Genomic DNA, 26,441 nt, shown 5'->3' with positions numbered 1-26,441 from the left:
AGCGAGGAGTTCCGTGGACAGCAGGACCAAGCGCCAGTTAACCGCCGCCGAGCTCGACGCACTCGCCCACCGGGCGCTGGGCACGGGCGTGTGGTCGTCGACCGAGCTGACCGACGGCTACGCCAACGCCGTCTGGCGGCTCGCACTCGAGGACGGGCGCGAGGTGGTGCTGAAGTTGTCGCCGCCGCCCGAGCTGGACCAGCTCAGCTACGAGCGCAACCTGCTGCGCATGGAGGCCGCCGCCATCGAGCTGGCCACGGGGGCGGGGGTCCCGGTCGCGCCGCTGGTGCACGCCTGTTACGACGACCCTGTGCTGGGCGGCGACTACCTGATGCTGGCCGCGCTGGACGGGGTGTCGTGGAACGACGTCAAGCCCGACGTCAAGCCCGGCGACGAGGCCGCGCTGCGCCGTGAGCTGGGCCGCCATCTGGCCCGGTTCAACGCGGTGACCGGCGAGGTGTTCGGCTACCCGCACGCCGGGATCGTGGGCCGGACGTGGCGGGAGGCGTTCCTGGCGATGGTGGCGGCGCTGCTCGGGGACACCGAGCGCTATCCGACGCCGCTGCCCCGGCCGGTCGAGGAGATCATGGCCGTGTTCGAGGCCGCCTCGCCCGTGCTCGACGAGGTGACGACGCCGCACCTGGTGCACTTCGACGTGTGGGTGGGCAACGTCTTCCTGGATCTGCGCGGCACGCCGCGGATCCAGGCCATCATCGACCACGAGCGGGCGTTCTGGGGCGACCCGATCGCCGAGTTCGTCACGCCGACGATCTTCGGCGAGCTGCGCGAGGACGACCCGCTGCTGGCGGGCTACCGCGAGGTGACGCCGCTGGAGCTGACTCCGGCGGCGCTCACCAGGCTCGACCTCTACCGGGCCTACCTCTCCTTGATCCTGCTGGTGGAAAACGGTCCCCGGCAATATCCGGAGGAGGAATACGCCAGGCTCCGCGACGGCGCGACGCGGTCACTGACGGACATGCTGGACCGCCTCGTACGCTCCTCCCTCGGGGCCCGCGGCTAGCTTCGCGCACTGGCCGGCGCCGGCGCCGGCCAGGTTGTTCGGCACGCCCAGGTCGGCGGGCGCCGGCGTGTTGCCGGTGCAGGCGAGGGCTCCCTTGACGGTGGTGTCCGACAGGATCGGCGCCGTGTTGCCGGTCAGCAACGCGGCGCCGCGCAGGTCAGCGCCCACGACGACCAGCTCGGCCGCCCCGCTGACGGTCAGTGCGCCCTCGACGCGGGCGTCGAGCAGGTGGACGGCGGCCGGCTTCGACGCGGTCAGCGCGCCAGTGACACGGCCGCCGGTGACCACGATCGAGGCCCCGGACCTGACCGTGACGGGGCCGGTCACCTGCGCGTGGTCGAGGCAGGTGACGCCGCCGGCGACGACGAGGGCGCCCCGGTGCTCGCCGGTGACCGTGCGGGTGCAGGCGGGCGGCGGCGCGATCGTGGTGACGGTGAAGCTCTTGGCCTTGCCGAGGTTGCCGGCGGCATCGATCGAGCGATATTCGATCGTGTGGCGGCCGCGCGGCAGCTTGCCGTACACGAGCGAGTCGATGACCGTGCCCTGCTCGGAGAACGTCCACGGCAGCTCGGAGGACGTGGGCCAGCCGAAGTAGTTGAACCAGCCGTCGCCGTCCACCCTGGACTCCGCGACCACATACCCGTCGCGGTCGTCGGTCCCGGTGAGCCGCATCGAGAACGGGCCGTTGTAGACGTAGGTGTCGCCCGACCTGGCCAGCGGCTGCGACAGCTCGTACGCCGTGCGCGGCGCCTCCGCGTCGACCGGCCACGTGAGCGTGCGTCCGCCGAGCGCCGCGGTCAGCGTGTGCGCCCCCGGGCCGAGATCGAGCTCGCCCAGGTCGAGGTCAGTGCCGCCCTTGACGGGTTTCCCGTCGAGCATCCAGGTGATCTCGGGGACGGCGGTGGCCGGGTGGGTGGTCTCGACGTACACGACGTCGGCGCGGCCGAGCGGCCGGTCCGTCGGCGTCGAGGAGACGACGGCGGGCTCGACGCCGTCCGGCGGAGTGGTCAGCGCGGTGTCCACCGTCCAGGTGCGGGACCTGGTCATGGACTGCCTGATCGCCGGGTCCCTGACGAACCCGGTCGGGTCGGAGACGGCGGCCGTGACCGTGTGCGTGCCCGGCGCCAGGTTCAGGGTGCGCAGGTCGAGCGCGTCCCGCTCGCCCGGCAGCTCACGGCCGTCCACGGTCCACGTGGTCGTCAGCGAGTGGCTCACGGGACGCATCGGCTCCACCCACAACACCCGATCGGCGCCGACGGGTGCGTCCGCGGGCGCCGAGTCCTGGATCAGCGTGGTCTTGGCGGTGATGCGCTGCGTCATGATCTCGCGGCTGACCTGGTCGAAGTAGTAGCCGAGCGTCTTCATCATCGAGTGCGCGCTCGGCCGCCACACGCCGGTCGTGGAGTAGAGGCCGCCCTCGTAGCGGCCGACGGGGCCGCCGGACTCGCTCGGCTCGCCCAGCCAGCGCCACCACTTCTTCTGCTGGTCGCGCAGCTGCTGCTCGGTCAGCAGGGTGTGGTGGGCGCTCGACGGCTCGGGCCCGGTGTAGGCGCCGCCGGGGACGCCGCGCTGGTAGTAGTCGTACTCGTCCTGCAGGCCGCCCAGGGAGTGGCCCAGCTCGTGCGGGCTGATCAGGGCGGACATGCTGTTGCTGCCGGAGGCGGTGGCGTACGTGCCGCCCGCGCCGCCGTAGGTGGCGCTGTTGGCCAGCGCGAGGATCTGCCGGTTGGCGGGCGCGGTGCCGGTCACCAGGTTGGCGTAGCGGGTGGCGGCGGCGTTGTCCATGGTGATGAGGCGCTGGACGCTGCTGGGGTTGCAGCGGCCCCAGAAGCCCATGCTCAGCGGCGTCGTCCGCCTGGGCGCGTCCAGGCCGGGGTCGCAGCTGATGCCGGACTCTCCGGAGACGATGTCGATCCGATAGACGTTGATGTAGTTCCGGTACGACTTGAACGGCTCGATCGACCACATCACGTTGAGGTGCCGGTCGGCGTCGGCCTGGAACTCGGCCTGTTCGGCCTCGGTGTAGCCGTCGCCCATGAGGATCAGGTTGAACCGCTTGGCCGGAGGACCGGTGACCTGCACGGGCACCACGGCGGCCGCGCCGGGCTCAGCGGCGGCGTGAGCGGCGGATAACGGGACAGAGGGCACGGTCAGGACGACGGCGGCCATGATCAGGACCGCGAATCTACGCATGCTCCGCACTATCTCTCAGCCGACGATCATTGCCCAGACGCCACGGGCCCGGGCTCAGGTCTCGGGCAGGTCGGCCAGCATGATGGGCTGCGTCGTGGGTTTCTCCGAGCCGCTCGCCGGCTCGACCGTGATCGCCACTTTGTCGTCGTCACGCAGCGGGGTGAGCATCATGGGCGCGGTGACGCCGTCGTCGGCGGGGCTGAGCACTCCGGCCGGGCGCGGGCCGCCGGGGCCCATCAGCCACAGCTCGTACGCCTGCGTGTCCGGCAGCTTGCGCAGGTCGGACGAGGTGAACACCATGCGGCCCTTCGACCGCGAGATCACGATCGTGCCGGTGCCGCCGGAGGTGACCGGCTGGCGCAGCGTCTCGGCGTCGGCGGCGGCCAGCACGGCCACCAGGTCGTCGTTCCTGGCGGTCAGCTCTCCCAGGTCGCGGCGGGCGTCGAAGGCGACCGCGCCGAGCGCCACCGCGGCCGCCGCGGACACGGCCGCCAGTCCCGCCAGCACCTTCGGCCGCTTACGGCGCAGCGGCACCACTTGGCCACCGACCTGTCCACCGATCTGGCCACCGATTTGGCCACCGGCCTGGCCGGCGCTCTCCAGAGACGGCCCTTGCGCGGACACCGGCACCGCAGGGAACACCTGCACCTCCCCCGGCCCCGGCACGGGCGCCGGCGGCAGGGCCTCGCGCGGAAGCCTGAGCGTCGGCGGCTCCCCCGGCGCGAGGGGCGGCGCCTGCTCGGCCCAGGCCGAGCGCCGCCCACGGGACTCGTGCGCGGCGGCGAGCAGGCGGCTGCGGAGCCGGGCGGGCGGCGGCTCGGCCACCGTCTCCGCCAGCCTGGCGGCCGTCTCCCGCAGGCGCCGGACCTCGGCTCCGCAGACCCGGCACGCACGCAGGTGCTCCTCGAACAGCACCCACTCGGCGTACGGCAGTGCGTGCACGGCGTAGGCGCCAGAGAGGGTGTGGAGTTCGTCGTTCATTTCCACTCCCACGGTGAGAGGCGGCTCACGCATGTACTTCGGCCGCTCGGGCACGCTGGATGGCCCCGAGCCCTGCTCATTTCACATGACGTGCGCCACAGCGGCGGGGGTGGATACCAAAACGTGGACATTGGGGTCGGTAGCGGCGGCCTGCGTGGAATACCCTCGTATCTCGTGAGCAGCAATCTTCTGGATCTTGATTCCTGGCGAGCCCTCCCCGCGGCCCAGCAGCCCGACTGGCCTGACCGCGGCGAGCTCGACAAGGTCGTCTCCGAGCTCGGCGGCCTGCCCCCCTTGGTCTTCGCCGGCGAGTGCGACCAGCTCAAGGACCAGCTGGCCGCCGTCGCCCGCGGCGAGGCCTTCGTCCTGCAGGGCGGCGACTGCGCCGAGACCTTCTCCGGCGCCACCGCCGACAACGTCCGCAACAAGCTCAAGACGCTGCTGCAGATGGCGATCGTGCTGACGTACGCGGGCAAGGTGCCGGTCGTGAAGATCGGCCGGGTCGCCGGTCAGTTCGCCAAGCCGCGTTCCAAGCCGACCGAGACCCGCGACGGCATCGAGCTGCCCGCTTACCGGGGCGACATGGTCAACGGCTTCGAGTTCACCGCCGAGTCGCGCAATCCGGATCCGTGGCGGCTGCTCAAGGCCTACCACTCCTCGGCCGTGACGCTGAACCTGGCGCGGGCGTTCACCAAGGGCGGCTACGCCGACCTGCGCCAGGTGCACGCCTGGAACCAGGACTTCGTGGCCGAGTCGCCGGCCGGGCGCCGCTACGAGCAGCTGGCCAGGGAGATCGACCAGGCGCTGGCGTTCATGCACGCCTGCGGGGCCGATCCGGAGGAGTTCCACACGGTCGAGTTCTACTCCTCGCACGAGGCGCTGATCCTCGACTACGACCGGGCGCTCACGCGCATCGACTCGCGCACGGGGCTGCCGTACGACGTGTCGGCGCACATGGTCTGGATCGGCGAGCGCACCCGCCAGCTCGACGGGGCGCACGTCGACTTCTTCGCCCGCATCCGCAACCCGATCGGCGTCAAGCTCGGCCCGACGACCACGTCCGAGGAGGCGCTGGCGCTCGTCGAGCGGCTCAACCCGGACAACGAGGCGGGACGGCTCACGTTCATCACCCGGATGGGCGCCTCCAAGATCCGCGAGCATCTGCCCGCGCTGGTCAAGGAGGTCACGGCCTCCGGGGCGCAGGTGGCGTGGATCTGCGACCCGATGCACGGCAACACCTTCGAGGCGCCGAGCGGCCACAAGACGCGGCGGCTCGACGACGTGCTGGACGAGGTGGCCGGGTTCTTCGAGGTGCACCGGGCGCTCGGCACGCATCCGGGCGGCATCCACATCGAGTTCACCGGCGACGACGTGACCGAGTGCGTCGGCGGCGGGCACGGGATCGTCGAGGGCGACCTGGCGACCCGTTACGAGACGGCCTGCGACCCACGCCTCAACCGCAGCCAGTCCCTTGACCTGGCCTTCCGCGTGGCCGAGCTTTACCGCGGCTGACCGCCGCCGCGCGCCCGCCCGGTGACCCGGTGCTGCCGTCGTGTGCCTGATACCTGGCGGCAGCGTGATCTGCGTCTCATTGGCGACAAGACCAGAACGATTTTCGGGTTACTGCGGGCGCGGCGGCATTAGGATCTCCCACAAGTCGCCAAATATGGGAGAAAACGTGGACAGTGCCCCTGAGGGGGTGGACCCCAACGTCCCCAACGTCGCGCGCATGTATGACTATTACCTCGACGGCAAGGACAACTTCGCGGCCGACCGGGCAGCGGCGGAGCAGATACTCAAGACCTTCCCCAACACCAAGGAAGGTTGCCGCGCGAACCGCGCGTTCTTGAAGCGCGCGGTGCGGCACGTGGTGGACGAGGGCGTCCGGCAGATCGTGGATCTGGGCGCCGGCCTGCCGACCCAGGGCAACACCCACGAGAGCGCCCCCGACGCGCGCGTCGTCTACGTGGACTACGACTCCGTGGTGTGCGTGCACGGCAGGGCGCTGCTGGCCAGGAGGGAGAATGTCGACTTCATCCAGGCCGACGTGCGCGAGCCGGACGTGCTGCTGAACAAGCTGGACGGCCTGATCGACTTCGACCGGCCCGTGGCGTTCATGCTGCTGGCCATCCTGCACTTCGTCCCCGACGACAACGCCTACGCCCTGGTGAAGAAGCTGCGGGAGGTGAGCGCGCCGGGCAGCCGCCTGGTGATCAGCCATGCGGTGGACTCCACGCCGGACACGACCCCGCAGGCGATCGAGATCTACAAGAAGGCCACGGCCTCACTCAACCTGCGCACCCGCGAGGAGATCCTGCGGTTCTTCGACGGGTACGAGCTGGCCGAGCCGGGCCTGACGTATCCAGCCGCGTGGCGTCCGGACGACCCGGACGGGCCGGGCAACGGCATCGACTTCGGCTACGTGGGGGTCGGCCGCCTCAAAGCGGCGAACGCTTAGGCCCGAGAGCGGCAGCTTGCGTGACCAGCGAGGGCCGAGTGAGCGCGACCATCAGCACGACCTAACATGCCGAAGCCCCGCCAGGTATGGGCGGGGCTTTCGCGTTCGGTGGTCAGCTCTGCCCGGCCTTCTTCATCTCCTCGGCGAGCTCGGCCCTGATCGCGTCCATGTCGAGGGCCCGCACCTGACGGATCAGGTCCTCCAGCGCCGGCGCCGGGATGGCCCCGGCCTGGGCGAAGACCACGATGCCGTCGCGGATCGCCATGAGCGTGGGGATCGAGGTGATGTCGAACCCCTGCGCGAGCCCCTGCTCGGCGTCGGTGTCGATCTTCCCGAAGGTGATGTCGTCATGCTTGTCCGACGCCTGCTCGAAGATCGGCCCGAACTTCTTGCACGGCGGGCACCACTCCGCCCAGAAGTCGAGCAGCACGATCCCCTTGTCGGCGATGTCGTTGAAGTTCTTCTCGGTTACTTCCATGGTCGCCACAAGCGGCTCCTAGCTCGTCGGTGAGTGTGTCCTCGCTGTCAAACCACGTACCCGTTCCCAGCATTCCATGCGCGGCCCCGCTCGGGGCCGCGCATGGAGGGATCAGCTGGCGCTGGGCAGGGTCAGACCGACGACCAGGGGGTCGTGGTCGGAGGAACGGTAGGCGTCCGGCTTGTACAGGCCGGGCGGGTTGTACTCGGTGTTGTAGTCGAGGATGCGCGGCTCGTCGGCGTTGATGTGCCAGATGGTCGCGCCGGTCACCCGCTTGAGCAGCTGCTTGCCGACCAGGGCGTGGTCGAGCTCGCCCGCGAGGCCGTCGAAGAGGTAGCTGTAGCGCTGCGGCGCGGGCACGAACTTCTTGGTCACGCCGGCCAGGCCGCCGGCCTCGAGGGTGTCGATCGGGTCCTCCTCGCCGTAGGCGTTGAGGTCGCCGAGCACGATCGGGTTCGGCAGCTCCTGGTCGGCGATGATGCCGAGCAGCGCCTTGGCCTGGGCGACGCGGGTGGGGTTCCAGCAGCCCTGGCCGTCGCCCTGGTCGGTGTCGGGGCCGCTGGAGGGGCAGGAGCCCTTGGACTTGAGGTGGTTGACCACCATCGTGAACGGCTGGCTGCCGCTCTTCCTGCGGAAGGTCTGGATCAGCGGCGGGCGGCTGAACACCGGGTCCTGGGACGCCTTGGCCTCGCCGACCGGAGTGAGCTTGCCCGGCTTGTAGATCAGGCCGACCTGGATGGCGTCGGTGCCGGGGTACGGGTGCGCGAGCGCCGCGTACGTGCCCGCCCCGACCTCGGCGTTGACGGCGTCCACGAGCGCCTGCAGCGCGGTCTGGCCGTTGTTCTCGACCTCCATGAGCGCGACCGCGTCCGCGTTGAGTCCCTTGAGCGCGGCGACCAGCTTGGCGAGCTGGCGCTGCTGCTCGGCGGCGGTGGTGGCGCCCCGCGAGCCGAGCGTGGTGAACCAGTTGAGCGTGTTGAACGAGGCCACCTTGACGTTGCCGATCACCGGCAGCGGCTTGGGCAGGCGCGGGTTGAGGTTCTTGTAGTCGATCGCCTTGGTGGGCTGCAGCCGGCACTTGCCGAACCCGTACCCGAGCACGCCGGTGATCCCCGTCGCCACGTCGCCGGCCCGCACGATCGGCGGCAGGGTGGCGGGGTTCTCCCGGTTGGAGCCGTCGTCGACGAGCAGCGAGCGGCGGGCGTTCAGCGCGGGGTCCACGCCGGGCCGGTCCGTCGGCTGGTAGAGCCTGCCCTGCGAGGACAGCGTGACCTCGCCGTAGCGGCCCAGGTTGTAGTGGTCGCTGACGGTCAGCGGCTGCGGGAACGTCAGCAGCATGCTCTCGACCGGCTCGAGCCCGCCCGGGTTCTCACCGGTGGGCAGCGTGGACGACTGCGCCGCCACGCTTCCGGTGCCGCACACGTCCACGGCGGTGACCGGCGACAGCTCGGTCCAGCCGTTGAACTCGATCGCCCGGCCGGTGACCAGCACCCGGTCGCCGACCTTGACGTCCTTGAACGACTCGCGCGCGAACGCGAACAGCCCCTCGGAGGTCTTCGGGTCCGCGTCCGGCCGCGTGTCCTGCAGGAAGAAGCCGCTGAGCTGGTCGGTCCGCTGGAAGTCGCCGGTCACGACCCCCTCGACGCGCACGGTCTGGCCCGCCATCGGGGTGGCGTCACCGGTGCCCTGCACCTGCGCGGCGCGATGGGTGGCAGGGGTGTCGCAAGGAGTGGCCGGGGCGGCCGCCGCCGGGGTCGCGGAGAGGCCCACCGCGACGAGGGCAGCAAGTGATGCTCGGGATAAAACGCGCATGACGGGCACTTTACGGAGGTGGGGCAGTTTCGACCGCATATTTCCGCGTAAAAGTGGATCGAACATTAAACCACCGAACCTTGACATGGGGCCGCCGCGGGTATGCCCACTGCATGGACTGGGTCACCTGCGCGTATTCGGTTGCCTGTACCGGAATCGCCGGCCGGCCGTCCGGCCTCTGTCTCGCCCATCTGTCACCGGAACAACTCCCCGAGGCGCTCGACCAGATGTCCCCGGGCCGCCTGCTGGACCTGCGCGGCACGACCATCACCACCGACCTGCTGTCCAGGGTGCTGGAGGCCACCGGCGGCAGACCCGGCCGGGCCCGGCTGGACCGGGTCAGGTTCACCGGCGACGTGCGGCTGTCGGGTGTGACGTTCGCCGGCGACGTGTCGCTCGACGACGCCAGGTTCGACCGGCTGGCCTCGTTCTTCGGCGCCCGGTTCGAGGGCAACGTGTCGCTGGCCGGCGCCCGGTTCGCCCGCGAGCTGTCCTTCCACGGCGTCACCGTGCGCGGGCACGTCTCCCTGGATCGCGCCGTGATGGCCCGCGACGCGCTGTTCAGCCAGGCGGTCTTCGGCCACGGGCTGTCCGGCGAGCGGGCCAGGTTCGACGGGTTCGCCACGTTCGACGGCGCCCGCCTCGGCGACGGGGCCGGGTTCCGGGGGGCGCGGTTCGGCCGTACGCTGTCCTTCCGCAAGGTCAGCGGGCACGCCGGGTTCGAGGCCGCGCACTTCGCCGCGGACGCGTACCTGTCGGCCACCGGCCGGCTGTCGGCCGCCCGCGCCCGCGCGGACGGCCTGCTGGACGTGATGGTGGCGCGGTGCGGCGTGAACCTGCGCGGGGTGGAGGTGGCCGGGGCGACCACGCTGCGGCTCACCGACTCGCAGGCGGACCTGGAGGGCGCGGTGCTGCGCGGCCCGGCCACGGTGAGCGGTCGGGGCACCTCCACGGTGACCTCACTGCGCCAGGTGGAGGCGGCCGATCTGGCACTGCGCGGGCTGGACCTGTCCTCGTGCAGGTTCGCCGGGCTAGCCCACCCGGCCGGGGTACGCGTCAAGGACTGCACGTTCGCGCTGACCACGCGCGGCATGCGGGTGAGCCTGCGCCGGCCGATGCTGCGCTGGTTCTCCCGGCGCAGCGCCCTGGCGGACGAGCACGGCATGGACGGCGGCCCGGCCCTCGGACTCACGGCTGACCGGCTGGCCGCGCTCTACGCCGGGCTGAGGCCCAGCGACCGCGCCACGTCGGCGGACTTCGCGTTCGCGGCGATGGAGATGCGCCGCCGGGCCGGCCACCGATGGTGGTTGTCGGTGTGGTGGCTGCTGTCCGGGTCCGGCCTGCGCCTGGGCCGGGCGGCGGCCTGGTTCACGCTGCTCGCCGCGCTGGCCGCGGCCGCCGTCCTGTGGGCCCCGATGCACCGCTAGAGCTGGGCGGCCAGATCGGCGACGCGGCGGAAGTGTGACGGCCAGCCGCTGCCCATGATCCGGCGCGACATCTGCTGCAGCTCGTCGCCGGGGTCGAAACCCTCGTGGTCGAGGAACAGCCGGGTGCCCTTGCCCTCGGGCTCCAGCCGCCAGGTGACCGTCCAGTCGGCCTGTTTGCCGTCGCTCCAGCTGATCTTCAGCAGCTTCTCCGGCTCCAGCTCCAGCACCTCGCAGTGGACGATCCCGTCGAAGCCCACCTGCTTCTTGGGCTGGGTCCGGAAGGTGAACCGGTGCCCCACCTCCGGCTTGAAGTCGTTCGGCATGAGCCACTGGGCGACCAGCTCCGGCTCGGTGAGCGCCCGCCACACCTTCGCCGGCGGGTGCGCGATGAACTGGTCGAGCCTGATCGCTCGGAGGTCTTCAGCCGCCTTGTTCATTTTCTTCCATTTCGTCGAGGAGCTTCGTGAGGTTCGCGAGCTTCTCCCGCCAGAACCGTTCGTACGGGGAGAGCCAGTCGCGGATCTCCATCAGCGGCGCCGGCTCCAGCCGGTAGTGCCGCTCCCTGCCCTGGCGGGTCTCGGACACGAGCCCGGCGTCCTTGAGCACCTTCAGGTGCTCCGACACGCTGGGCCGGCTCATGTCGAACCGCTCGGCCAGCCGGCCGGCGGGCTGGCCGCCCTCTTCCAGCAGCAGGCGCAGCAGCTGACGCCGGGCCGGGCTGGCCAGCGCGGTGAACACGTGGTCGGCGGTCATAGCTCGCTGACGACGAATCCGTTGCCGAAGGGGTCGTGGAAGAGCAGCTGCCGTCCCCACGGCTGGTCGGATGGCCCTTCGCAGGCGACGCCGTTGTCACGCAGCCGTGCGGCCAGCGCGTCGAGGTCCGGTGCGCCGACCACCAGGCCGCCGATCGGCGCCATGTCAGGGAACCAGGAGGCCAGCAGGAGCGCGGTCTCGGCGCCCTTGGGGGCGACGGTGAGCCAGCGGCCCATCGGGAAGGGATTGTCGGTGCGCACCTCGAACTCGAGCACGCCTGTGTAGAACGCCAGCGCCCGCTCCTGGTCGGCCACGGGCACGGTGATGGTGAGGATGGATGAGATCGGCATGTCAGCCACTATACGTAGGTTTTTTCCTACGCGACAACCCGGATCCGCGGAATATCGGGGATTTCCCCGAGTGAACCCCTGAGGGTGCTCCTCGTAAACTGAGAATCATGCTCATCGACGACTACGTGGCCGAGCTCGATCACGCGCTCGCCGGACCCCACGGCCCCAAACGGGACCTGGTCGTCGAGGCACGCGACAGCCTGACCGACGCCGCCGACGCCCTAGAGGCCGGCGGGCTCGGCCGGGCGGAGGCCGAGCGCATCGCGGTGGCGGAGTTCGGGCCCATCGGCGAGATCGCCCCCGGCTACCAGTCCGAGCTGACCTCCACGTCGGGGCGGCGCCTGGGTTTCCTGCTGTTCCTCAGCGTGCCGATCACCGTACTGATGTGGTCGGTGTTGTGGCGCATGTTCCCCGCCGACGACGACGTCTGGAGGACCCAGCCCGTGTGGTTCTCGCCGGTCTCCCGGCTGCTCGACATCATCCAGCTCGCCGTCGGCGTCTACGGCGGGCTCGTGCTGTTCGCGCTGGGCCGGGGCGCCAAGTGGATCCGCCGGCCCCGCCTGCTCACCAGGTCGCTGGCGGTGGTGGTGTGGATCTCGCTGCCGGTCACCATCGGGCTCGCCCAGCTTCTCACGCACGGCACGGAAGGCGCCGGCAACCTGGGCTCCCTGCCCTCCGTGCTGGCCAACCTCGTGACCACGGCGCTGTGGGGGCTGCAGGTCTACGGTGCCGTCTGGTGCATGCGCATCACCCGGGCCGCCCGCCGGTCAGCCTGACGCCCTGGCCTCCGCGCGCAGCACGCTGCCGATCACGGTGGTGAACTCCCGCCAGGCCGACCGCTCCCCCTCGAGCTGCCTCCTGCCCGCGTCCGTCAGCCGGTAGGTGCGGCGCTTGCGCCCGCCGACGGTCGCCCACTCGCTGGACAGATAGCCGATGCGCTCCAGCCTGCGCAGCGCCGGGTAGACGGTGCCGGTCGGCACGCTCAGCGCGCCCCCGCTGCGTTCCTGCAACGCCTCGATGATGGCGTAGCCGTGCAGCGGCTCCCGCTCCAGCACTGAGAGCAGCAACGCGTCCATGTGCCCGCGCAGCGCGTCCGGATTCATGTGTCAGATCTTAGGCAACCGGTCAGCATGTAGGCAGTCTACATGTAGTCTGTCTATATGTAGGTAGACACAACAACGGAGTCGTGATGGATGTACTCGACCTGGCCCGCACACAGTTCGCGGTGACCAGCGGGCTGCACTTCCTGTTCGTCGTGCTCACGCTGGGACTGGCGCCGCTGGTGGCGATCATGCACACCCGCTGGGCGATCTCGGGCAGGCCGCTGAACGAGGCGATGACCCGGTTCTGGGGGCAGATCTACGTCATCAACTACGCGCTGGGCATCGTGACCGGACTGGTGATGGAGTTCCAGTTCGGGTTGTCGTGGAGCGGGCTGTCCCACTACGCGGGCGACGTGTTCGGCGCGCCGCTGGCCATGGAGACCCTGGTGGCCTTCTTCCTGGAGTCCACGTTCCTGGGGCTGTGGATCTTCGGCTGGGGGCGGCTGCCGAAGTGGCTGCACCTGGCGTGCATCTGGCTGGTGACGCTGACGGCGTATGCGAGCGCGTTCTTCATCATGGTCGCCAACTCCTACCTGCAGAACCCGGTCGGCTCCGTCGTGCGTGACGGGCGGATGGAGCTGGTCGACTTCGGTGCGCTGCTCACCAACCCGTCACTGGTGTTCGCGTTTCCGCACGTGGTGGGGGCCGGGCTGTTCACCGGGGCCATGGTGCTGGTGGGGGCGAGCGCGTATCAGCTGCGCCGCCGCAGCGAGCACGTGGAGTTCTTCACCAAGTCGATGCGCACCGGCGTGGTCGTGGCCTCGATCGGGATCTTCATCACGATGGGGTTCGGCTACGCGCAGTTCGCCGTCATCCCGGTCGAGGGCAAGTTCGACGGCAACGTGGGAGCGGCGATCGGGCTCGCCGTCATGATGGAGATCGGGCAGCTGCTGGGGCTGATCGTGCTGCTGGTGATGCTGCCGATGATCCGCGTTCTGCCGCGATGGCGGTGGACGCACCTGCTGCTGATGGCGATGACGCCGCTGCCGTTCGTGCTGTCGATCGCGGGCTGGGTGGCCAGGGAGGTCGGCCGGCAGCCGTGGATGATCTGGGAGAAGCTCACCGTGGCCGACGCCATGTCGCCGGGGCTGACCTCGGGCATGGTCACGGCCTCGCTGATCGGGTTCGTCGTCGTGCTGGGGTTGCTGGCGGTCGTCGACTACGTGCTCATCGCGCGGGTCGTCAAGCGAGGGCCGCGCGACCCGGACCTGGGCGCCGCCGCCCGCGAATCCCGTACGCCGGCTATGAGCTTCTAGGGGTGCTGAGATGGAAGTGATCTGGTTCGTTCTCTTCGCGGTGCTGCTGGTGGGATATTTCGCCCTTGAGGGGTTCGACCTGGGGGTGGGGCTGCTGCTTCCCGTTCTGGGGCGGACGCGGGAGGGTCGCGACCGCATGGTGGCCGCGGTGGCGCCGTACGTGCTGGCGAACGAGGTGTGGCTGGTGGCGGTCGCCGGGACGCTCTTCGGGGTCTATCCGCAGCTCGAAGGCGAGGTGTTGTTCGGTTTGTACCCGGTGGTGGTGGCGATGCTGCTGAGCTGGGTGCTGCGGGACGCCGGGCTGTGGTTCCGGCGCAGGATCGACGGCCGGCGGTGGCGCGGGTTCTGGGACGCGATGATCGCGTTCGGGTCGCTGGGGCTGTCGTTCGGGTGGGGCATGGCGCTGTACGCCGCCGCCACCGGGTTCGCCTCGTCGCCGGTGCATCCGGTCGGGCTGATGCTGGGCGTGGTGGTAACGCTGCTGTTCGCCCTGCATGGGTGGACGTTCCTGGCGTGGCGGGCGCCCGGCGATTTCCCGGAGCGGCGAGTAGGGCTCGGCAGCGGTAGCTTGCGTGACCAGGCCGGGCCCGTAGGGAGCGCGACCATGAGCACAGCGGCCCGGTCAGGGCGGGCGCTGATGCTGTCCGGGATCGTCGCCGCGCTGCCCGCGGCGGGGCTGCTGGCGGGGGCGATGCCGTACCTGCTGGAGCACAGCACGCCGGCGGCGACCCTGAATGTGCTCAGTCTCATGGTGCTGCCGTGCGCACCCATCATGGTGGGCGCGCAACTATGGGTGTGGAACACTTTCCGTCCAGGAAAGGATGCCTTCCGTCTCCCGTCGTTCTTCTAGAGGACTCGTGCACAAGGATCTCCTGCGGCTCATGCGGGCCGAGCGGTCGGTACGCCGCCACCTGGCCGTCACCATGGCCGCGGCCGTGCTGGCGGGGCTGCTCGTGCTCGTGCAGGCCGAGTTGCTCGCCGGGGTGTTGTCCGGACGGTTCGCCGCCGCCGCCCTGGCCGGGCTGGCGGCGGTGGTCTGCCTGCGGGCGGTGCTCGCGTGGACGCAAGGCGTCTTCGCCGGGCGCACCGCGACCGGGGTCAAGTCCGCGCTGCGCCACCGGCTGCTGGGCCGGCTGCGCGACCTCGGTCCTGGACGGCTCGCCGCGCACCGCTCGGGCGAGCTGGTCACGCTCACGGGGCGCGGGCTGGACGGGCTGGACGCCTACCTGACCGGTTATCTGCCGTCGATCGCGGTGGCCGGGGTGGTGCCGGTGGCCGTGCTCGTGCGGTTGTTCGCCGCCGACCTGGCTTCGGCGGTCATCGTGCTGATCACGCTGCCGTTGATTCCGATCTTCGGGGCGCTGGTCGGCATGACGACCAAGGCCGTGACCGAGCGCCAGTACCGGGCGCTGTCCCGGCTCGGGGGTCACTTCCTGGACGTGGTCCGGGGGCTGCCCACGCTGCGGGCGTTCGGGCGGGCGCGCTACCAGGCCGGCGTCATCCAGGAGGTGGCCGACGCGCACCGCAGCGCGACCATGAAGACGTTGCGGGTGGCGTTCCTGTCGTCGCTGGTGCTGGAGCTCTGCGCGTCGCTGTCGCTGGCGCTGGTGGCGGTGCCGATCGGGCTGCGGCTGCTCGGGGGCTCGCTGGATCTGACGACGGCACTGCTGGTGTTGTTGCTGGCGCCGGAGGCTTACCTGCCGCTGCGGGCCATGGGGACACGCTTCCACGCCTCCATGGAGGGGGTCGCGGCGGCCGACGCCGCCTTCGCCGTGCTCGACTCCGCCGGGGACCCGCCGGCCTCGGAGAGGCGGCAGGCCGCGCCCTCCAGCGGGGCCCCGGAGATCCGGCTGGAGAACGTGACCGTCCGCTACCCGGGCAGGGACACCGCCGCGCTGGAGAACGTCACCCTGACCATCGGGCCGCGGGAGCGGGTCGCCCTCGTGGGCGAGAGCGGTGGCGGCAAGAGCACGCTGCTCCATCTCCTGCTCGGCTTCGTACAGCCTGCCGAGGGGCGGGTTCTGGTGGACGGAGTCGAGCTGCGGGATCTGGACGTGGCGAGCTGGCGGTCGCGGCTGGCGTTCGTGGCGCAGAGGCCTCACCTGTTCGCGACGTCGGTGGCCGACAACATCCGGCTCGGGGCTCCTTCGGCCTCTCCGGAGGACGTACGCCGGGCCGCCGGCGCCGCCCATGCCGACTTCGTGACCGCGCTCCCCCAGGGGTTCGACACCGTGGTGGGTGAGCGGGGTGCCAACCTGTCCGCCGGGCAGCGGCAGCGCATCGCGCTGGCGCGGGCCTTCTGCCGTCCCGGAGCGTCGGTCCTGCTGCTCGACGAGCCCACCGCGCGGCTGGACGGGCGCAGCGAGGCCGCGGTGGTGGCGGGGACGGCGGAGCTGGCCCGCGACCGCACGGCCGTCATCGTCGCCCACCGGCCTGCCATGATCGATCTCGCGGACCGCGTCATCCGGCTCCACGAGGGCCGCGTCATCTCCGACACCACCCGCACTCCGAGCTCCCCCGCCCCCCGATCGGCGGACGGGCACGTGACGGCACCCGCAGACGGGGTGACACCCGCGGACGGGCACGTTGCGACACCCGCGGACGGGCATGGCGCGACACCCGTGGACGGGCATGGCGCGACACCCGTGGACGGGCATGGCGCGACGGCCGCGGACGGGCACGTAGCGGCGGGGCGGCGTGAAGGGGACGAGGGATGACAGGGCGCATGGGAAAGCGGCTGGTGTGGGCGGTGCTGGCCGGAGCGGCGGCGGACCTGGCCGGGCTGGGTCTCATCGCCGCCGCGGCCTGGCTGATCACGAGAGCCGCCGAGCAGCCGCCCCTGGCCGCGTTGAGCGTGGCGATCGTGGCGACCAGGGCGTTCGCCACGAGCAAGGGCGTCTTCCGTTACCTCGAACGCCTCACCGGCCACGACGTGGCGCTCCGCGCCCAGGCCGGCACCCGTGAGGACCTCTACCGGGCCCTGATCCCGCCCCAGCAGCCCCGCCACGGCGGCGCGGATCTGCTCAGCCGCATGGTGGACGACACCGAGGCCGTGCAGGATCTGCTCGTCCGCTGCCTGCTCCCCGCGGCCGCCGCGGCCATCGCCGGGCTTGCGGCGGTCGTCATCGGGCTGACGATCCTGCCGGCGGCGGCACTGGTGCTGGTGGCCGGGCTGGCGCTGGCCGGGATGCTGCTGCCCGCCGGCACGGCCGCCGCCGCCCGCCGCTGGTCGGCCAGGATCGCCCCGGCCAGGGCGGCGCTGGCGGGCCGCGTGGCCGACCTGGTGCACGGCTCGGCCGACCTGGCCGCGTACGGCGCCGACGACGCGGCACTGGCCAAGGCCGAGGCGGCCGACGAGACGCTGGCCGCGCTCGAGCGCCGCCAGGCCCGCGTCCACGCCGCCGCTCTGGCCGGGGGCACGCTGGTGCAGGGGCTGACGGTCGCGGCCGTCGTTCTGCTCGCCCAGGGGGCCGGCGTCGGCTCGGTCGGCACGGCCGTGCTCGCGCTGACGGCCCTGGTGTCGTTCGAGCCGGTGCTGCCGCTGGCGGCGGCGGGCGAGCGGATGGCGGGCATCACGGCGGCGCTGCGTCGGCTGCGTGAGGTCCGCTCGGCCGCGCCGGCCGTCGCCGACCCCGCCGCACCCGCGCCCAAGCCCGAGTCCCCGCTCACGATCGAGGTCCACGACCTGGTGGTACGCCACCCCGCTCCGCCTGCCACGGCCGACGCCACACCGCCCGGCCACGGTGACCGCCTCGTCGAGGACGGGGTGGCGGCGCGCGACGGGCGGCCCGCTCTGGACGGGGTGTCGTTGCGGCTCACCCCCGGTAAGCGGGTGGCGATCGTCGGGCCGAGCGGTGCGGGCAAGAGCACGTTGCTGGCCGCGCTGATGCGGCTGGTCGAGCCGGAGTCCGGGAACGTCAGAGTCAACGGCGTGGACCTCGGGGACCTGTCGGGCGACGACGTGCGCGCCCTGATGACCGGCCTCACCCAGGACCCCTACATCTTCCGCGCCACCCTTCGCGACAACCTGCGCCTGGCCGGCCCCGAGGCCGACGACGAGAGGCTGCGCCGCGCCGTGCGGGACGCCAGGCTCGACGGCTGGGTGGAGCGGACCGGGTGGGACGCCGAGCTGGGCGAGGACGGCAGGACCGTCTCCGGCGGGCAGCTGCAGCGGCTGGCCCTGGCCAGGGCGCTGCTGTACGACCCGCCGGTGCTGCTGCTCGACGAGCCCGCCGAGGCGCTCGACGAGGATGCCGCCGACCGGCTGATGAGCGACCTGCTCGACGTGACCGAGGACCGCACCACGGTGCTCGTGACGCACCGGCTCAAGGGCCTGGAGACGGTCGACGAGATCGTGGTGCTGGAGGAGGGCCGCGTGATCCAGCGCGGCCGCCACGACGAGCTCGTCGCCGTCCCCGGCTACTACCGCGACCTGTGGGAGTCCGAGGTCCTCACCAGAAGGTGACGCCCCTGGCGCCGCTCTTGAGTTTGTGCTGCCATCTGGTTTACGATACAAACCAGTTTGAGCATAAGAGGAGTTGCGATGGCAGATGAGCAGGCGCCGACCCCCGAGGAGATGATGCGCCTGATCGAGGAGCAGAGCGCCATCGCGGCGAAGCACCTGCGCGGCGAGCCACTGCTCTACTACGTGCCGTGGGGGTTGGCCTGGCTGCTCGGGTTCGGCGCGCTCTTCCTCCACTACGGGCTCGACGGCGTGCCGGACGGGCCGGTCTCCTTAGGGCAGGCGCTGGCCGTGCTCTTCGCAACCCAGATCCTGGCGGGCGCCGCCACCGGCTTCGGGATGGCGAAGGTCAGCAAGGGGGTGCGCGGCGAGAGCGCGGCCAAGGGCATGATGTACGGCTACTCGTGGTTTGCGGGCGTGGCCCTGATGTGGGTCATCTGCATGCATTTCACCTTCAATCTGCCGGAGGCCGAGTCCACCCTGCTGTGGTCGTCCGGCTTCCTCCTGGTGCCGGCGCTGCTCTACATGGCCGGCGGCGCGATCTGGACGAGCTGGCCGATGTTCTTCATGGGTGCCTGGATCGCGGCGGTCGACGGCGTCGGCGTCCTGCTGGGGATCGGCTGGCACACGCTGCTCGCGGCCGTGCTGCTCGGCGGCGGCCAGGTCGCCTTCGGATTCTGGCTCAGGCGGCGCATGTGACCGCCGACGGCGCCGTGCCCGAGCTCGACCCGGTGATCCACGCACAGGCCCGGTTGCGGGTGGTCGCCACGCTCAACAGCCTGGGGGAACGCGACGAGATCGCCTTCCCCTCGCTCAAGGACCTGCTCGGCATGACGGCGGGCAACCTCTCGGTCCACCTGACCAAGCTCGAGGATGCCGGATACGTCCGCATCACCAAGACGCACAAAGGCCGCACCCCGGTGACGTACGTGGCGCTCACCCAACGCGGGCGGCTGGCTTTCGAGGACTACACCAAGGCGATCCGCGCCTTGCTGGACAACGCTGGGGGCAACGTATGACGATCCTCGCCAGAGCGATCGAGGTCACCCGCCGCTACGGCGAGGTGCTGGCGCTCGACCACGTCTCGCTCGATATCAAGGCCGGCGAGCTGGTCGGCCTGCTCGGCCCGAACGGGGCGGGCAAGTCCACTCTGATCAACCTGTTCGTGGGGCTGCGCCGGCCCACGTCCGGCACGGTCGAGCTGCTCGGCGGCTCGCCGCAGGATCCCGCCAGGCGGCGCGGCATCGGGGTGACGCCCCAGGAGACCGGGTTGCCCGAGTCGTTACGCGTCGGCGAGATCGTCGACTTCGTGTCGGCGCATTACCCGGAGAAGACGGACAAGGACGAGCTGCTTGCTCGTTTCGGCCTGGGCGACCTGGTCAAGCGGCAGGTGGGCGGCCTGTCGGGCGGGCAGCGGCGGCGGCTGGCCGTGGCGCTGGCGTTCGCGGGGCGGCCGCGGCTGGTGTTCCTCGACGAGCCGACCACAGGGCTGGACGTCGAGGCCAGGCGGGCGCTGTGGGACGGCATCAAGGCCTTCCACGACGACGGCGGCACGGTGCTGATCACCAGCCACTACCTGGAGGAGATCGAGGCACTGGCCGAGCGGGTGGTGGTCGTCGGCCACGGCCGGGTGCTGGCCGACGACACGGTGCGGGCCGTACGCGACATGGTGGGGGTGCGGCGGGTCTCCCTCGTCGCCGAGAGCCTGCCCGAGCTGCCCGGCGTGCTCGGCTCCGAACGGGCGGACGGCCGGGTCAGCCTGGTCACCGCCGACCCCGACCGGCTGGTCGTCGAGCTGGTGCGCAGCGGCGCGCCGTTCTCCGGCCTGGAGATCAGGCCGACCACTCTGGAGGAGGCCTTCCTGGCCATCACCTCGAAGGAGACCGCGCATGTCTAGCCTGGTCGTCGCGCACACGCGCTATCTCATGATCGAGCAGATCAGGGTGCCCATCGGCCTGCTGGCCAGCTCCCTGTTCCCGGCGATCTCGATGCTGGCCTTCGTGGTGCCGTTCGCGGGCCAGGATCCGGTGGCCGCGACGTCGGCGACGGGCTCGCTGATGTTCTTCGGCGCGATGTCGGCCGCCGTGATCGGGCTCAGCATCTCGGTCGCGCAGGACCGCGAGCTGCCATGGAACCCCTACCTGCGCACGCTGCCCGCGGGCCCGTTCGCCCACTTCGCCGGCCGCATCCTGTCCACGCTGGCCGTCATGCTGCTGTCGGTGATCCCGGTGCTGCTGGTGAGCGCGATGTTCACCGAGGCGACGATCACTCCGGCGAAGCTGCTGCTCGGTCTGGGCACGCTGGTCGTCGGGGTCGTCCCGTTCATGCTGATGGGCCTGTTCATCGGCTTCTCGCTGGCGCCCAAGGCCGCGATCGCGGTGTCGCAGATCGTGTTCTTCCCGCTGGGCATCCTCGGCGGCCTGTTGCTGCCGCCGCAGGCCTTTCCCGAGTTCATCGAAGTCGTCTCGCCGTACGTGCCGACCAGGGGCGGGGCCGAGCTGATCTGGTGGGCCACCACGGGCAGCAGCCCGGACCCCGTGGCCCTGGTGATGCTGGCGGTGTGGACCGTCATCCTGGCCGCGGCGGCGGCGTGGGGCTACCGCCGTGACGAAGGCCGGCGTTTCACCTGATCACAGGGGGTGTGCCGCCGAGTCCGCAGCGATCTCGACGGCACACCCGTCAATGTGGGGGTCCTGGGTTATTTCTTCTCTTCGAGGGTGACGGTGACCTCGTTGGTCTGCCCGTCCCGCACATATGTGATCTTGACCTGTTGACCAGGTTTGAAACCTCTGACCTGCCCAACTACATTATCTCCCCCGTCAACCGCCTTGTCGCCGATCTTCGTGATCAGGTCGCCCTGCTTCAGCCCGGCCTTCTCCGCCGGGCTTCCGGCGGTGATCTGGCTGACGAGGGCGCCGGCCACGTCGCCGGTCGCGTCGGTGACGCTCACGCCGAGGAAGGCATGACTCACCTTGCCGGTGCTGATGAGCTGGTCGGAGACCTGCTTGGCGGTGTTGACCGGGATGGCGAAGCCGACACCGCCGCCCGCGGCCTGCGAGGCGATCGCGGTGTTGATGCCGACCAGTTCGCCGGCCGCGTTGACCAGCGCGCCGCCGGAGTTGCCGGGGTTGATGGAGGCGTCGGTCTGGACGGCGCCGCCGATCGTGGTGGGCTCGCCGCCGCTCTGCTCCGGCTGCTGGCCCCAGCCGGGCGGGACCTGCTGGTTCTGCTCGCCGCCGACGGTGAGGGTGCGGTCGAGCGCGCTGACGATGCCCTTCGTGACGGATCCGGCGAGGCCGAGCGGGCTTCCGATGGCCAGCACGTCGTCGCCGACCTTCAGCAGGTCGCTGTTGCCGAGCGTGGCCTTGGTCAGCCCGGAGACGTCCTCCGCCCGGATGACGGCCAGGTCGGTGGCCGGGTCGGTGCCGACCACGCTGGCCTTGGCCGTCTTGCCGTCGCTGAACTTGACGGTCATCTGCCCTCCGCGTCCCGCGCCTTCGACCACGTGGTTGTTGGTCAGGATGAGCCCGTCCTCCGACAGCACCACGCCGGAGCCCTCGCCGGTCTGGCCCTGGATCATCACGACGCTCGGCTGCACCTTGGCGGCCACCTCGGTGACGCTGAGCTCGGCGGAGGTGTTCTTGAAGACCGGGCTCGGCGTGCCGGTGTTGCTGTTGGTGCTGACGGTGACCGGATCGGGCTGGAACGCGTTGGCGACGACGGCCCCCACGACGCCGCCGCCGATGGCCGTGGCCGCCAGGGCCAGCCCGGCCACCGTCTTACGCCCGAAGCCCGGCTTCTTCGCAGGCGCGGGCGGCGGCGGAGGCGGCGGCTCCATGATGATCGTGTCCCGCCGGGGAAAGCCCCCGGCGGCCGGCGCGGTGGCGCCGAACTGGCTCCACCCGGCACCCTGCTCGCGAGGCTCGTTCGCGTCCATCTGTCATCTCCCTAAGTCCCGATGACTCTAGGGTCGCAGGGTAGGCGTAAGACCTCGTTAAGCCGGTGATCGGAGGACCGTGAGACCGTTCACGGCCGCCTTATCGACGCTGCTCGCACACGGTGCGCGATCGCTCGAATCGGTCAAGAGAACGGCGCCTGACTCCGCCGGAGCCCGGCCGGGCGTGCGGCTCGACCGGGGTCAGCCCACGCCGTGGGCATCATCGGTGATCAGCAGGGTCTCCAACTCCTTGAGGAGCACCACCGCCCGGTCGGCGTCGGCCGGGTCCGGCACCGCTCCCCGTACGACCTCCTCCACCGGCGTGGTCGCGCGCCGGAACAGCAGGTGCAGGGCGGCGTCCGCCACCCGGACCTGGGTGCGGCGGCCGTCGGCCGGGTCGGGGCCGGTCTCCAGGATGCCGCGCTCGCGCATCCGGGCCACCGAGGCGGACACGTGGCTCTGGGCGAACCCCGTGCGGGCCTGGATCTCCCCCACCGCGCTGCCCGGGTGCCGCAGCACGTCCTCGAAGACCGCCTCCTCTCCGGGCGTCAGCAAGGGCTGATCCTCGCCGTCCGTGGCCTTGGACAGCTCCACCAGCCGCCGCCCCAACCTGCGCAACCTCGCGATGTTCATGGTGGCATATTACATCGCCACCGATGCATCGCTACCGATGAAATTGGCTCCGTGACACAGATCACGGAGCGGATCAGGAATGGCGGGAGCTCACCCTGTCGTTAGCAACGGCGTGAACGAGGCATACGCGAACACCTACGGCGCCCATCGGGCGGCCGCGTGTTGTCGCATGCGTATGGGGCGAATGCCGGCCCGCTAGACCAGACCGTCCGCCCGTTCTCCTCGAAGGTCATCATGATCGCACCTGGCTTCGTGCTGCGCAGGTTGAGCCACCTGCCGTTCCACCCGGGCACCCGCTGACCCCGGCCACACGCACCGGCACCTGTTCGTCCGAGCGGCCCAGGCCGCTCTCAGTCGTGGGGATTTTCCGTGATCCAGGCTTCAGGCCTGCGCAAGCAGTACGGTGGCACCGTCGCGCTCGACGGTGTCGACCTGCATGTGCGCGAAGGCGAGATCTACGGCGTGCTCGGCCAGAGCGGCGCCGGCAAGAGCACCCTCCTGCGCTGCGTCAACCTGCTCGAGCGCCCCACCGCGGGCAGCGTCACCGTGGCCGGCCAGGACCTGACGGCGCTGCGCGACGCGGAGCTGAACCGGGCCAGACAGCGCATCGGCATGATCCACCAGCACTTCGCGCTGCTGTCCTCGCGCACGGTGGCCGGTAACGTCGCCTTCCCGCTGGAGGTCATGGGCGTGCCCAGGGCCGAGCGCGAGCGCCGCGTCGCCGAGCTGCTGGAGCTGGTCGGGCTCGAAGGCCGCGGCAAGGACCGCCCCCACCAGCTGTCCGGCGGGCAGAAGCAGCGAGTCGGCATCGCCAGGGCCCTGGCGGGCAACCCATCCGTGCTGCTGTCCGACGAGGCCACCTCCGCGCTGGACCCGGCCACCACCCAGTCGATCCTGGCGCTGCTCAAGCGGCTCAACGCCGAGCTGGGCCTGACGATCCTGCTCATCACCCACGAGATGAACGTCGTCAAGAGCGTCTGCGACTCCGTGGCCATCATGGCGCGCGGCCGCATCGAGGAGTCGGGCGCCATCGCCGACCTCATCAGGACGCCCGGGTCCCGCCTGACCAGGGAGATCTTCCCGCTTCCCGAGCCCGCACCGGCCGGCTCGGTCACGCTCACGTTCACCGGCGACCCGCGGCAGCCGGTGGTGTCGGAAATCGTGCGGAAGTTCGACGTGGACCTGAGCATCCTGGGCGGCTCGATCGAAGAGCTCGCCGGCGGCTCCGTCGGCCGGTTGCGCGTGTCGCTCGACGGCGCCGACGCCCCCGCCGCGCTGGCGTACCTGCGCGGCTCGGGCCTGATCGTGGAGGAAGCGGCATGACCTGGGACGAGATGCTGCCGCTGCTCTGGCCGGCGACGCTGGAGACGGCGCAGATGGTCGGCTGGTCGGCGGTGTTCACCGTGTTGCTCGGGTTGCCGCTGGGCGTGGCGCTGGTGGTGTTCGACCGGGACGGGCTGCGGCCGGCGCCCGCGCTGAAGTCGGCGCTCGGGTTCGTGGTGAACATCGGGCGGTCGCTGCCGTTCATCGTGCTGATGATCGCGATCATCCCCTTCACCCGGCTCGTCGCCGGGACCACCATCGGGACCGCGGCCTTCGTCGTGCCGCTCACCGTCGGGGCGGTGCCGTTCTTCGCCCGGCTGGTCGAGACCGCGCTCAGGGAGGTCGGCACGGACGTCGTGCAGGCGGCCCAGGCCATGGGCGCGAGCCGGACCACCATCGTGCGCAAGGTCCTGCTGCCCGAGGCCCTGCCGGGGCTGGTGGCGGGCCTGACCGTGACCGTCGTCGCGCTCATCGGCTACTCCGCCATGGCCGGCACGCTCGGCGGGGGCGGCCTCGGCGACCTGGCCGTCCGGTACGGCTACCAGCGGTTCGAGACCCTCCTGATGATCGTGACGGTCGTCCTCCTCCTCGTGATCGTGCAACTCCTGCAAAGCCTGGGCGACTGGGTCGCTCGGCGCCTATCGCATAAGTAAGGAAAAGAAATGAAGTTTCGTGCCATTGCGGGTGCTGTCGCGCTAGCCCTGTCGCTCGCCGCATGCGGTACGTCGCAGTCCGCCACCAGCACGGCGGCCGAAGGGGCCGACGTGGTGCTCAAGGTGGGCGCCAGCCCGGTGCCGCACGCCGAGATCCTCAACTACGTCAAGCAGAACCTGGCCCCGGCCGGCGGGCTGAAGCTGGAGGTCGTCGAGTTCACCGACTACGTCCAGCCGAACGTGCAGCTCGATGAGGGCCAGCTGACCGCGAACTTCTTCCAGCACAAGCCGTACCTGGACGACTTCAACTCCTCCAAGGGCACCGAGCTGAGCTTCGTCGCCCCGGTCCACCTGGAGCCGCTGGGCCTGTACTCCAAGAAGATCACCGCGCTGTCCGCGCTGTCCGGCGGCGCCACCGTGGCCGTGCCCAACGACGCCACCAACCTCGGCCGCGCGCTCAAGCTGCTCGCCGACAACGGCCTCGTCACGCTCAAGGACGGCGCGGGCACCGCGGCGACCGAGCGCGACGTGGTGGAGAACCCGAAGAACCTGCAGTTCAAGCCGCTGGAGGCGGCGCAGCTGCCGCGTTCGCTCGACGACGTGGACGCCGCCGTGATCAACGGCAACTACGCCATCGAGGCCGGGCTCAAGCCCGCCACGCAGGCTCTGGCGCTGGAGAAGACCGAGGGCAACCCGTACGTCAATGGGCTCGTCGTCCAGGCCGGCCACGAGAAGGACGCGAACATCGTCACCCTCGGCAAGCTGCTGCAGGACCCGAAGGTCAAGGACTTCATCAAGCAGAAGTACGCGGGCTCCGTGATCGCCGCGAACTGATATTGAAAACGCGCGGCCGAAACAGGAATAATCCCTTATCACACCGGTTCGGGCGTCAAGCGAATTGTAAGCGCGGCGCAATTGGGCGGGCGCAGGAATGCCGGGTCAGGAAAAACCCTCTCCCGAGGAGGACCCAAAGTGCGATTCGTTTCACGAATCCTGCTCGGCGTCACCGCCGCCACGTTGGTGGCGATCGGCGCACCGGTCGCCGCCAACGCGACGACCACGCCGGCATCATCCGCCGCGAGCTCGTACGACGCCGCGTGGGGGCCCTACTACTCCGGCGATCACAAGGCCAAGTCCTACGGCCACGTGAGCGTCGAGAAGAAGAAGTTCAAGTTCTGGTACTGGAAGTGGATCACCGTCAAGAAGGAGATCTGCTGGAAGGACAAGGACGGCGACAAGCACTGCAAGTGGGTCGAGAAGAAGGTCAAGAAGCGCTTCTGGGAGTGGCGCCACGACTACTTCTTCACGGTCCACAGCACGCTTCACAACGCCAAGTGGTGGGGCAAGAAGAAGTGCGCGTGGGAGACGTTCAAGGTCGTGAACAAGGACGGTTCCGCGTACTTCAAGAGCTTCCGCAACTGCTCGAAGCACCCGCAGGAGTTCACCTTCTACGGTAAGAACGCCGCCCACATCTACGTGGACGTGAGCCGGGGCACCTGGCACCAGCCGACCGGCTTCCACTCCGGCTGGGAGGACGTCTTCCACGCGGCGGCCTGACCGCCCTGTTCCCGGAGCCGCGGCCTCAACGGAGAGGTCGCGGC

General features: G+C 70.6%; 27 protein-coding genes. 17 read left to right on the top strand and 10 right to left on the bottom strand.

What is annotated here, in order from left to right:
* Positions 1 to 13 precede the first annotated feature (13 nt).
* Complete coding sequence (locus ACTWQA_RS03285; protein WP_305917966.1) at positions 14 to 1,021, top strand: phosphotransferase family protein; 1,008 nt, start codon at positions 14 to 16, stop codon at positions 1,019 to 1,021.
* On the opposite strand, the gene ACTWQA_RS03280 is transcribed toward ACTWQA_RS03285, so the two are convergent.
* Entirely contained in the window at positions 965 to 3,214 is a 2,250-nt protein-coding gene (locus tag ACTWQA_RS03280) for a M64 family metallopeptidase (RefSeq protein WP_443157807.1), read from the bottom strand. The two genes, ACTWQA_RS03285 and ACTWQA_RS03280, sit on opposite strands and share 57 nt — an antisense overlap.
* Before the next feature lie 54 nt (positions 3,215 to 3,268).
* On the bottom strand, positions 3,269 to 4,195 hold the full coding sequence (locus tag ACTWQA_RS03275) for an anti-sigma factor domain-containing protein (RefSeq protein ID WP_443157806.1): 927 nt from the start codon (positions 4,193 to 4,195) through the stop codon (positions 3,269 to 3,271).
* A gap of 174 nt (positions 4,196 to 4,369) precedes the next feature.
* On the opposite strand from ACTWQA_RS03275, the gene ACTWQA_RS03270 reads away from it, so the two are divergent.
* Both ACTWQA_RS03270 and ACTWQA_RS03265 read left to right on the top strand, forming a co-directional pair.
* Positions 4,370 to 5,707 carry a class II 3-deoxy-7-phosphoheptulonate synthase gene (locus tag ACTWQA_RS03270; protein ID WP_305917969.1) on the top strand — a complete coding sequence of 446 codons (1,338 nt, stop codon included), beginning with the start codon at positions 4,370 to 4,372 and terminating at the stop codon, positions 5,705 to 5,707.
* A 166-nt stretch (positions 5,708 to 5,873) separates the two neighbouring features.
* Positions 5,874 to 6,653, top strand: a complete 780-nt coding sequence (locus tag ACTWQA_RS03265; RefSeq protein ID WP_443157805.1) for an SAM-dependent methyltransferase — start codon at positions 5,874 to 5,876, stop codon at positions 6,651 to 6,653.
* Positions 6,654 to 6,765: 112 nt separating this feature from the next.
* On the opposite strand, the gene ACTWQA_RS03260 is transcribed toward ACTWQA_RS03265, so the two are convergent.
* Both ACTWQA_RS03260 and ACTWQA_RS03255 read right to left on the bottom strand, forming a co-directional pair.
* On the bottom strand, positions 6,766 to 7,131 hold the full coding sequence (locus ACTWQA_RS03260; RefSeq protein ID WP_371825802.1) for a thioredoxin family protein: 366 nt from the start codon (positions 7,129 to 7,131) through the stop codon (positions 6,766 to 6,768).
* Between the two features lie 111 nt (positions 7,132 to 7,242).
* On the bottom strand, positions 7,243 to 8,943 hold the full coding sequence (locus tag ACTWQA_RS03255) for an ExeM/NucH family extracellular endonuclease (protein WP_443157804.1): 1,701 nt from the start codon (positions 8,941 to 8,943) through the stop codon (positions 7,243 to 7,245).
* A 113-nt stretch (positions 8,944 to 9,056) separates the two neighbouring features.
* On the opposite strand from ACTWQA_RS03255, the gene ACTWQA_RS03250 reads away from it, so the two are divergent.
* Positions 9,057 to 10,370 carry a pentapeptide repeat-containing protein gene (locus ACTWQA_RS03250; protein ID WP_443157803.1) on the top strand — a complete coding sequence of 438 codons (1,314 nt, stop codon included), beginning with the start codon at positions 9,057 to 9,059 and terminating at the stop codon, positions 10,368 to 10,370.
* Here the strand turns inward: ACTWQA_RS03250 and ACTWQA_RS03245 are convergent.
* The 3 genes from ACTWQA_RS03245 to ACTWQA_RS03235 are packed head-to-tail and all read right to left on the bottom strand — an operon-like array spanning position 10,367 to position 11,473.
* Entirely contained in the window at positions 10,367 to 10,807 is a 441-nt protein-coding gene (locus ACTWQA_RS03245) for an SRPBCC family protein (protein WP_443157802.1), read from the bottom strand. The two genes, ACTWQA_RS03250 and ACTWQA_RS03245, sit on opposite strands and share 4 nt — an antisense overlap.
* Positions 10,791 to 11,123: an ArsR/SmtB family transcription factor gene (locus ACTWQA_RS03240; RefSeq protein WP_305917975.1), complete on the bottom strand. Its 333-nt coding sequence runs from the start codon at positions 11,121 to 11,123 to the stop codon at positions 10,791 to 10,793. The genes ACTWQA_RS03245 and ACTWQA_RS03240 overlap by 17 nt, the downstream gene beginning before the upstream one ends.
* Complete coding sequence (locus tag ACTWQA_RS03235) at positions 11,120 to 11,473, bottom strand: VOC family protein (RefSeq protein ID WP_305917976.1); 354 nt, start codon at positions 11,471 to 11,473, stop codon at positions 11,120 to 11,122. The genes ACTWQA_RS03240 and ACTWQA_RS03235 overlap by 4 nt, the downstream gene beginning before the upstream one ends.
* A gap of 107 nt (positions 11,474 to 11,580) precedes the next feature.
* Between ACTWQA_RS03235 and ACTWQA_RS03230 the strand changes: the two genes are divergently transcribed.
* Positions 11,581 to 12,249: a permease prefix domain 1-containing protein gene (locus tag ACTWQA_RS03230; RefSeq protein WP_443157801.1), complete on the top strand. Its 669-nt coding sequence runs from the start codon at positions 11,581 to 11,583 to the stop codon at positions 12,247 to 12,249.
* Here ACTWQA_RS03230 and ACTWQA_RS03225 read toward each other — a convergent pair.
* A complete protein-coding gene (locus ACTWQA_RS03225; protein WP_127932579.1) occupies positions 12,241 to 12,576 on the bottom strand; it encodes a helix-turn-helix transcriptional regulator in 336 nt (111 codons plus the stop codon). The two genes, ACTWQA_RS03230 and ACTWQA_RS03225, sit on opposite strands and share 9 nt — an antisense overlap.
* 86 nt (positions 12,577 to 12,662) lie before the next feature.
* Here ACTWQA_RS03225 and ACTWQA_RS03220 point away from each other — a divergent pair, with 86 nt between their 5' ends.
* The 8 genes from ACTWQA_RS03220 to ACTWQA_RS03185 all read left to right on the top strand — a co-directional run bounded on the left by ACTWQA_RS03220 (position 12,663) and on the right by ACTWQA_RS03185 (position 20,924).
* Positions 12,663 to 13,832 carry a cytochrome ubiquinol oxidase subunit I gene (locus tag ACTWQA_RS03220; protein ID WP_443157800.1) on the top strand — a complete coding sequence of 390 codons (1,170 nt, stop codon included), beginning with the start codon at positions 12,663 to 12,665 and terminating at the stop codon, positions 13,830 to 13,832.
* A gap of 10 nt (positions 13,833 to 13,842) precedes the next feature.
* Positions 13,843 to 14,682, top strand: a complete 840-nt coding sequence (locus ACTWQA_RS03215; RefSeq protein ID WP_443157799.1) for a cytochrome d ubiquinol oxidase subunit II — start codon at positions 13,843 to 13,845, stop codon at positions 14,680 to 14,682.
* Positions 14,683 to 14,689: 7 nt separating this feature from the next.
* Positions 14,690 to 16,549: a thiol reductant ABC exporter subunit CydD gene (gene cydD / locus ACTWQA_RS03210; RefSeq protein WP_443157798.1), complete on the top strand. Its 1,860-nt coding sequence runs from the start codon at positions 14,690 to 14,692 to the stop codon at positions 16,547 to 16,549.
* The gene (gene cydC / locus ACTWQA_RS03205) at positions 16,546 to 18,297 is read left to right on the top strand and encodes a thiol reductant ABC exporter subunit CydC (RefSeq protein ID WP_443157797.1); all 1,752 of its coding nucleotides are present in this window, start codon (positions 16,546 to 16,548) and stop codon (positions 18,295 to 18,297) included. Before cydD ends, cydC begins: the two co-directional genes overlap by 4 nt.
* 78 nt (positions 18,298 to 18,375) lie before the next feature.
* A complete protein-coding gene (locus tag ACTWQA_RS03200) occupies positions 18,376 to 18,993 on the top strand; it encodes a hypothetical protein (RefSeq protein ID WP_443157796.1) in 618 nt (205 codons plus the stop codon).
* On the top strand, positions 18,990 to 19,313 hold the full coding sequence (locus ACTWQA_RS03195) for a winged helix-turn-helix domain-containing protein (RefSeq protein WP_327582735.1): 324 nt from the start codon (positions 18,990 to 18,992) through the stop codon (positions 19,311 to 19,313). Before ACTWQA_RS03200 ends, ACTWQA_RS03195 begins: the two co-directional genes overlap by 4 nt.
* Entirely contained in the window at positions 19,310 to 20,191 is an 882-nt protein-coding gene (locus tag ACTWQA_RS03190) for an ABC transporter ATP-binding protein (protein ID WP_443157795.1), read from the top strand. Before ACTWQA_RS03195 ends, ACTWQA_RS03190 begins: the two co-directional genes overlap by 4 nt.
* The gene (locus tag ACTWQA_RS03185; protein ID WP_443157794.1) at positions 20,184 to 20,924 is read left to right on the top strand and encodes an ABC transporter permease; all 741 of its coding nucleotides are present in this window, start codon (positions 20,184 to 20,186) and stop codon (positions 20,922 to 20,924) included. Before ACTWQA_RS03190 ends, ACTWQA_RS03185 begins: the two co-directional genes overlap by 8 nt.
* Positions 20,925 to 20,992: 68 nt before the next feature.
* Here ACTWQA_RS03185 and ACTWQA_RS03180 read toward each other — a convergent pair whose 3' ends face one another.
* A complete protein-coding gene (locus tag ACTWQA_RS03180) occupies positions 20,993 to 22,231 on the bottom strand; it encodes a S1C family serine protease (RefSeq protein ID WP_443157793.1) in 1,239 nt (412 codons plus the stop codon).
* A 201-nt stretch (positions 22,232 to 22,432) separates the two neighbouring features.
* Complete coding sequence (locus ACTWQA_RS03175) at positions 22,433 to 22,864, bottom strand: MarR family winged helix-turn-helix transcriptional regulator (RefSeq protein WP_443157792.1); 432 nt, start codon at positions 22,862 to 22,864, stop codon at positions 22,433 to 22,435.
* Positions 22,865 to 23,233: 369 nt separating this feature from the next.
* Between ACTWQA_RS03175 and ACTWQA_RS03170 the strand changes: the two genes are divergently transcribed.
* The 4 genes from ACTWQA_RS03170 to ACTWQA_RS03155 all read left to right on the top strand — a co-directional run bounded on the left by ACTWQA_RS03170 (position 23,234) and on the right by ACTWQA_RS03155 (position 26,397).
* Positions 23,234 to 24,187 (top strand): methionine ABC transporter ATP-binding protein, encoded by a 954-nt coding sequence (locus ACTWQA_RS03170; protein WP_443157791.1) that lies wholly within the window; start codon positions 23,234 to 23,236, stop codon positions 24,185 to 24,187.
* Positions 24,184 to 24,840 carry a methionine ABC transporter permease gene (locus ACTWQA_RS03165; protein ID WP_443157790.1) on the top strand — a complete coding sequence of 219 codons (657 nt, stop codon included), beginning with the start codon at positions 24,184 to 24,186 and terminating at the stop codon, positions 24,838 to 24,840. The genes ACTWQA_RS03170 and ACTWQA_RS03165 overlap by 4 nt, the downstream gene beginning before the upstream one ends.
* A 9-nt stretch (positions 24,841 to 24,849) precedes the next feature.
* Complete coding sequence (locus ACTWQA_RS03160) at positions 24,850 to 25,674, top strand: MetQ/NlpA family ABC transporter substrate-binding protein (RefSeq protein ID WP_443157789.1); 825 nt, start codon at positions 24,850 to 24,852, stop codon at positions 25,672 to 25,674.
* A gap of 138 nt (positions 25,675 to 25,812) precedes the next feature.
* Positions 25,813 to 26,397, top strand: a complete 585-nt coding sequence (locus ACTWQA_RS03155; RefSeq protein ID WP_443157788.1) for a hypothetical protein — start codon at positions 25,813 to 25,815, stop codon at positions 26,395 to 26,397.
* The last annotated feature ends 44 nt before the right edge of the window (positions 26,398 to 26,441 follow it).

This window comes from Nonomuraea sp. 10N515B (assembly GCF_052245915.1).
GTDB lineage: Bacteria > Actinomycetota > Actinomycetes > Streptosporangiales > Streptosporangiaceae > Nonomuraea.
Note: the sequence above shows the minus strand (reverse complement) of the source record. Positions and strands in the feature narration are given on the sequence as shown.

What these genes read in the sequence shown, in the direction of transcription:
- ACTWQA_RS03280 (WP_443157807.1), bottom strand. Translation starts at nt 3,214, where the DNA reads ATGCGTAGATTCGCGGTCCTGATCATGGCCGCCGTCGTCCTGACCGTG.
- ACTWQA_RS03275 (WP_443157806.1), bottom strand. Translation starts at nt 4,195, where the DNA reads ATGAACGACGAACTCCACACCCTCTCTGGCGCCTACGCCGTGCACGCA.
- ACTWQA_RS03260 (WP_371825802.1), bottom strand. Translation starts at nt 7,131, where the DNA reads ATGGAAGTAACCGAGAAGAACTTCAACGACATCGCCGACAAGGGGATC.
- ACTWQA_RS03255 (WP_443157804.1), bottom strand. Translation starts at nt 8,943, where the DNA reads ATGCGCGTTTTATCCCGAGCATCACTTGCTGCCCTCGTCGCGGTGGGC.
- ACTWQA_RS03250 (WP_443157803.1), top strand. Translation starts at nt 9,057, where the DNA reads ATGGACTGGGTCACCTGCGCGTATTCGGTTGCCTGTACCGGAATCGCC.
- ACTWQA_RS03245 (WP_443157802.1), bottom strand. Translation starts at nt 10,807, where the DNA reads ATGAACAAGGCGGCTGAAGACCTCCGAGCGATCAGGCTCGACCAGTTC.
- ACTWQA_RS03240 (WP_305917975.1), bottom strand. Translation starts at nt 11,123, where the DNA reads ATGACCGCCGACCACGTGTTCACCGCGCTGGCCAGCCCGGCCCGGCGT.
- ACTWQA_RS03235 (WP_305917976.1), bottom strand. Translation starts at nt 11,473, where the DNA reads ATGCCGATCTCATCCATCCTCACCATCACCGTGCCCGTGGCCGACCAG.
- ACTWQA_RS03230 (WP_443157801.1), top strand. Translation starts at nt 11,581, where the DNA reads ATGCTCATCGACGACTACGTGGCCGAGCTCGATCACGCGCTCGCCGGA.
- ACTWQA_RS03225 (WP_127932579.1), bottom strand. Translation starts at nt 12,576, where the DNA reads ATGAATCCGGACGCGCTGCGCGGGCACATGGACGCGTTGCTGCTCTCA.
- ACTWQA_RS03220 (WP_443157800.1), top strand. Translation starts at nt 12,663, where the DNA reads ATGGATGTACTCGACCTGGCCCGCACACAGTTCGCGGTGACCAGCGGG.
- ACTWQA_RS03215 (WP_443157799.1), top strand. Translation starts at nt 13,843, where the DNA reads ATGGAAGTGATCTGGTTCGTTCTCTTCGCGGTGCTGCTGGTGGGATAT.
- cydC (WP_443157797.1), top strand. Translation starts at nt 16,546, where the DNA reads ATGACAGGGCGCATGGGAAAGCGGCTGGTGTGGGCGGTGCTGGCCGGA.
- ACTWQA_RS03200 (WP_443157796.1), top strand. Translation starts at nt 18,376, where the DNA reads ATGGCAGATGAGCAGGCGCCGACCCCCGAGGAGATGATGCGCCTGATC.
- ACTWQA_RS03190 (WP_443157795.1), top strand. Translation starts at nt 19,310, where the DNA reads ATGACGATCCTCGCCAGAGCGATCGAGGTCACCCGCCGCTACGGCGAG.
- ACTWQA_RS03185 (WP_443157794.1), top strand. Translation starts at nt 20,184, where the DNA reads ATGTCTAGCCTGGTCGTCGCGCACACGCGCTATCTCATGATCGAGCAG.
- ACTWQA_RS03180 (WP_443157793.1), bottom strand. Translation starts at nt 22,231, where the DNA reads ATGGACGCGAACGAGCCTCGCGAGCAGGGTGCCGGGTGGAGCCAGTTC.
- ACTWQA_RS03175 (WP_443157792.1), bottom strand. Translation starts at nt 22,864, where the DNA reads ATGAACATCGCGAGGTTGCGCAGGTTGGGGCGGCGGCTGGTGGAGCTG.
- ACTWQA_RS03165 (WP_443157790.1), top strand. Translation starts at nt 24,184, where the DNA reads ATGACCTGGGACGAGATGCTGCCGCTGCTCTGGCCGGCGACGCTGGAG.
- ACTWQA_RS03160 (WP_443157789.1), top strand. Translation starts at nt 24,850, where the DNA reads ATGAAGTTTCGTGCCATTGCGGGTGCTGTCGCGCTAGCCCTGTCGCTC.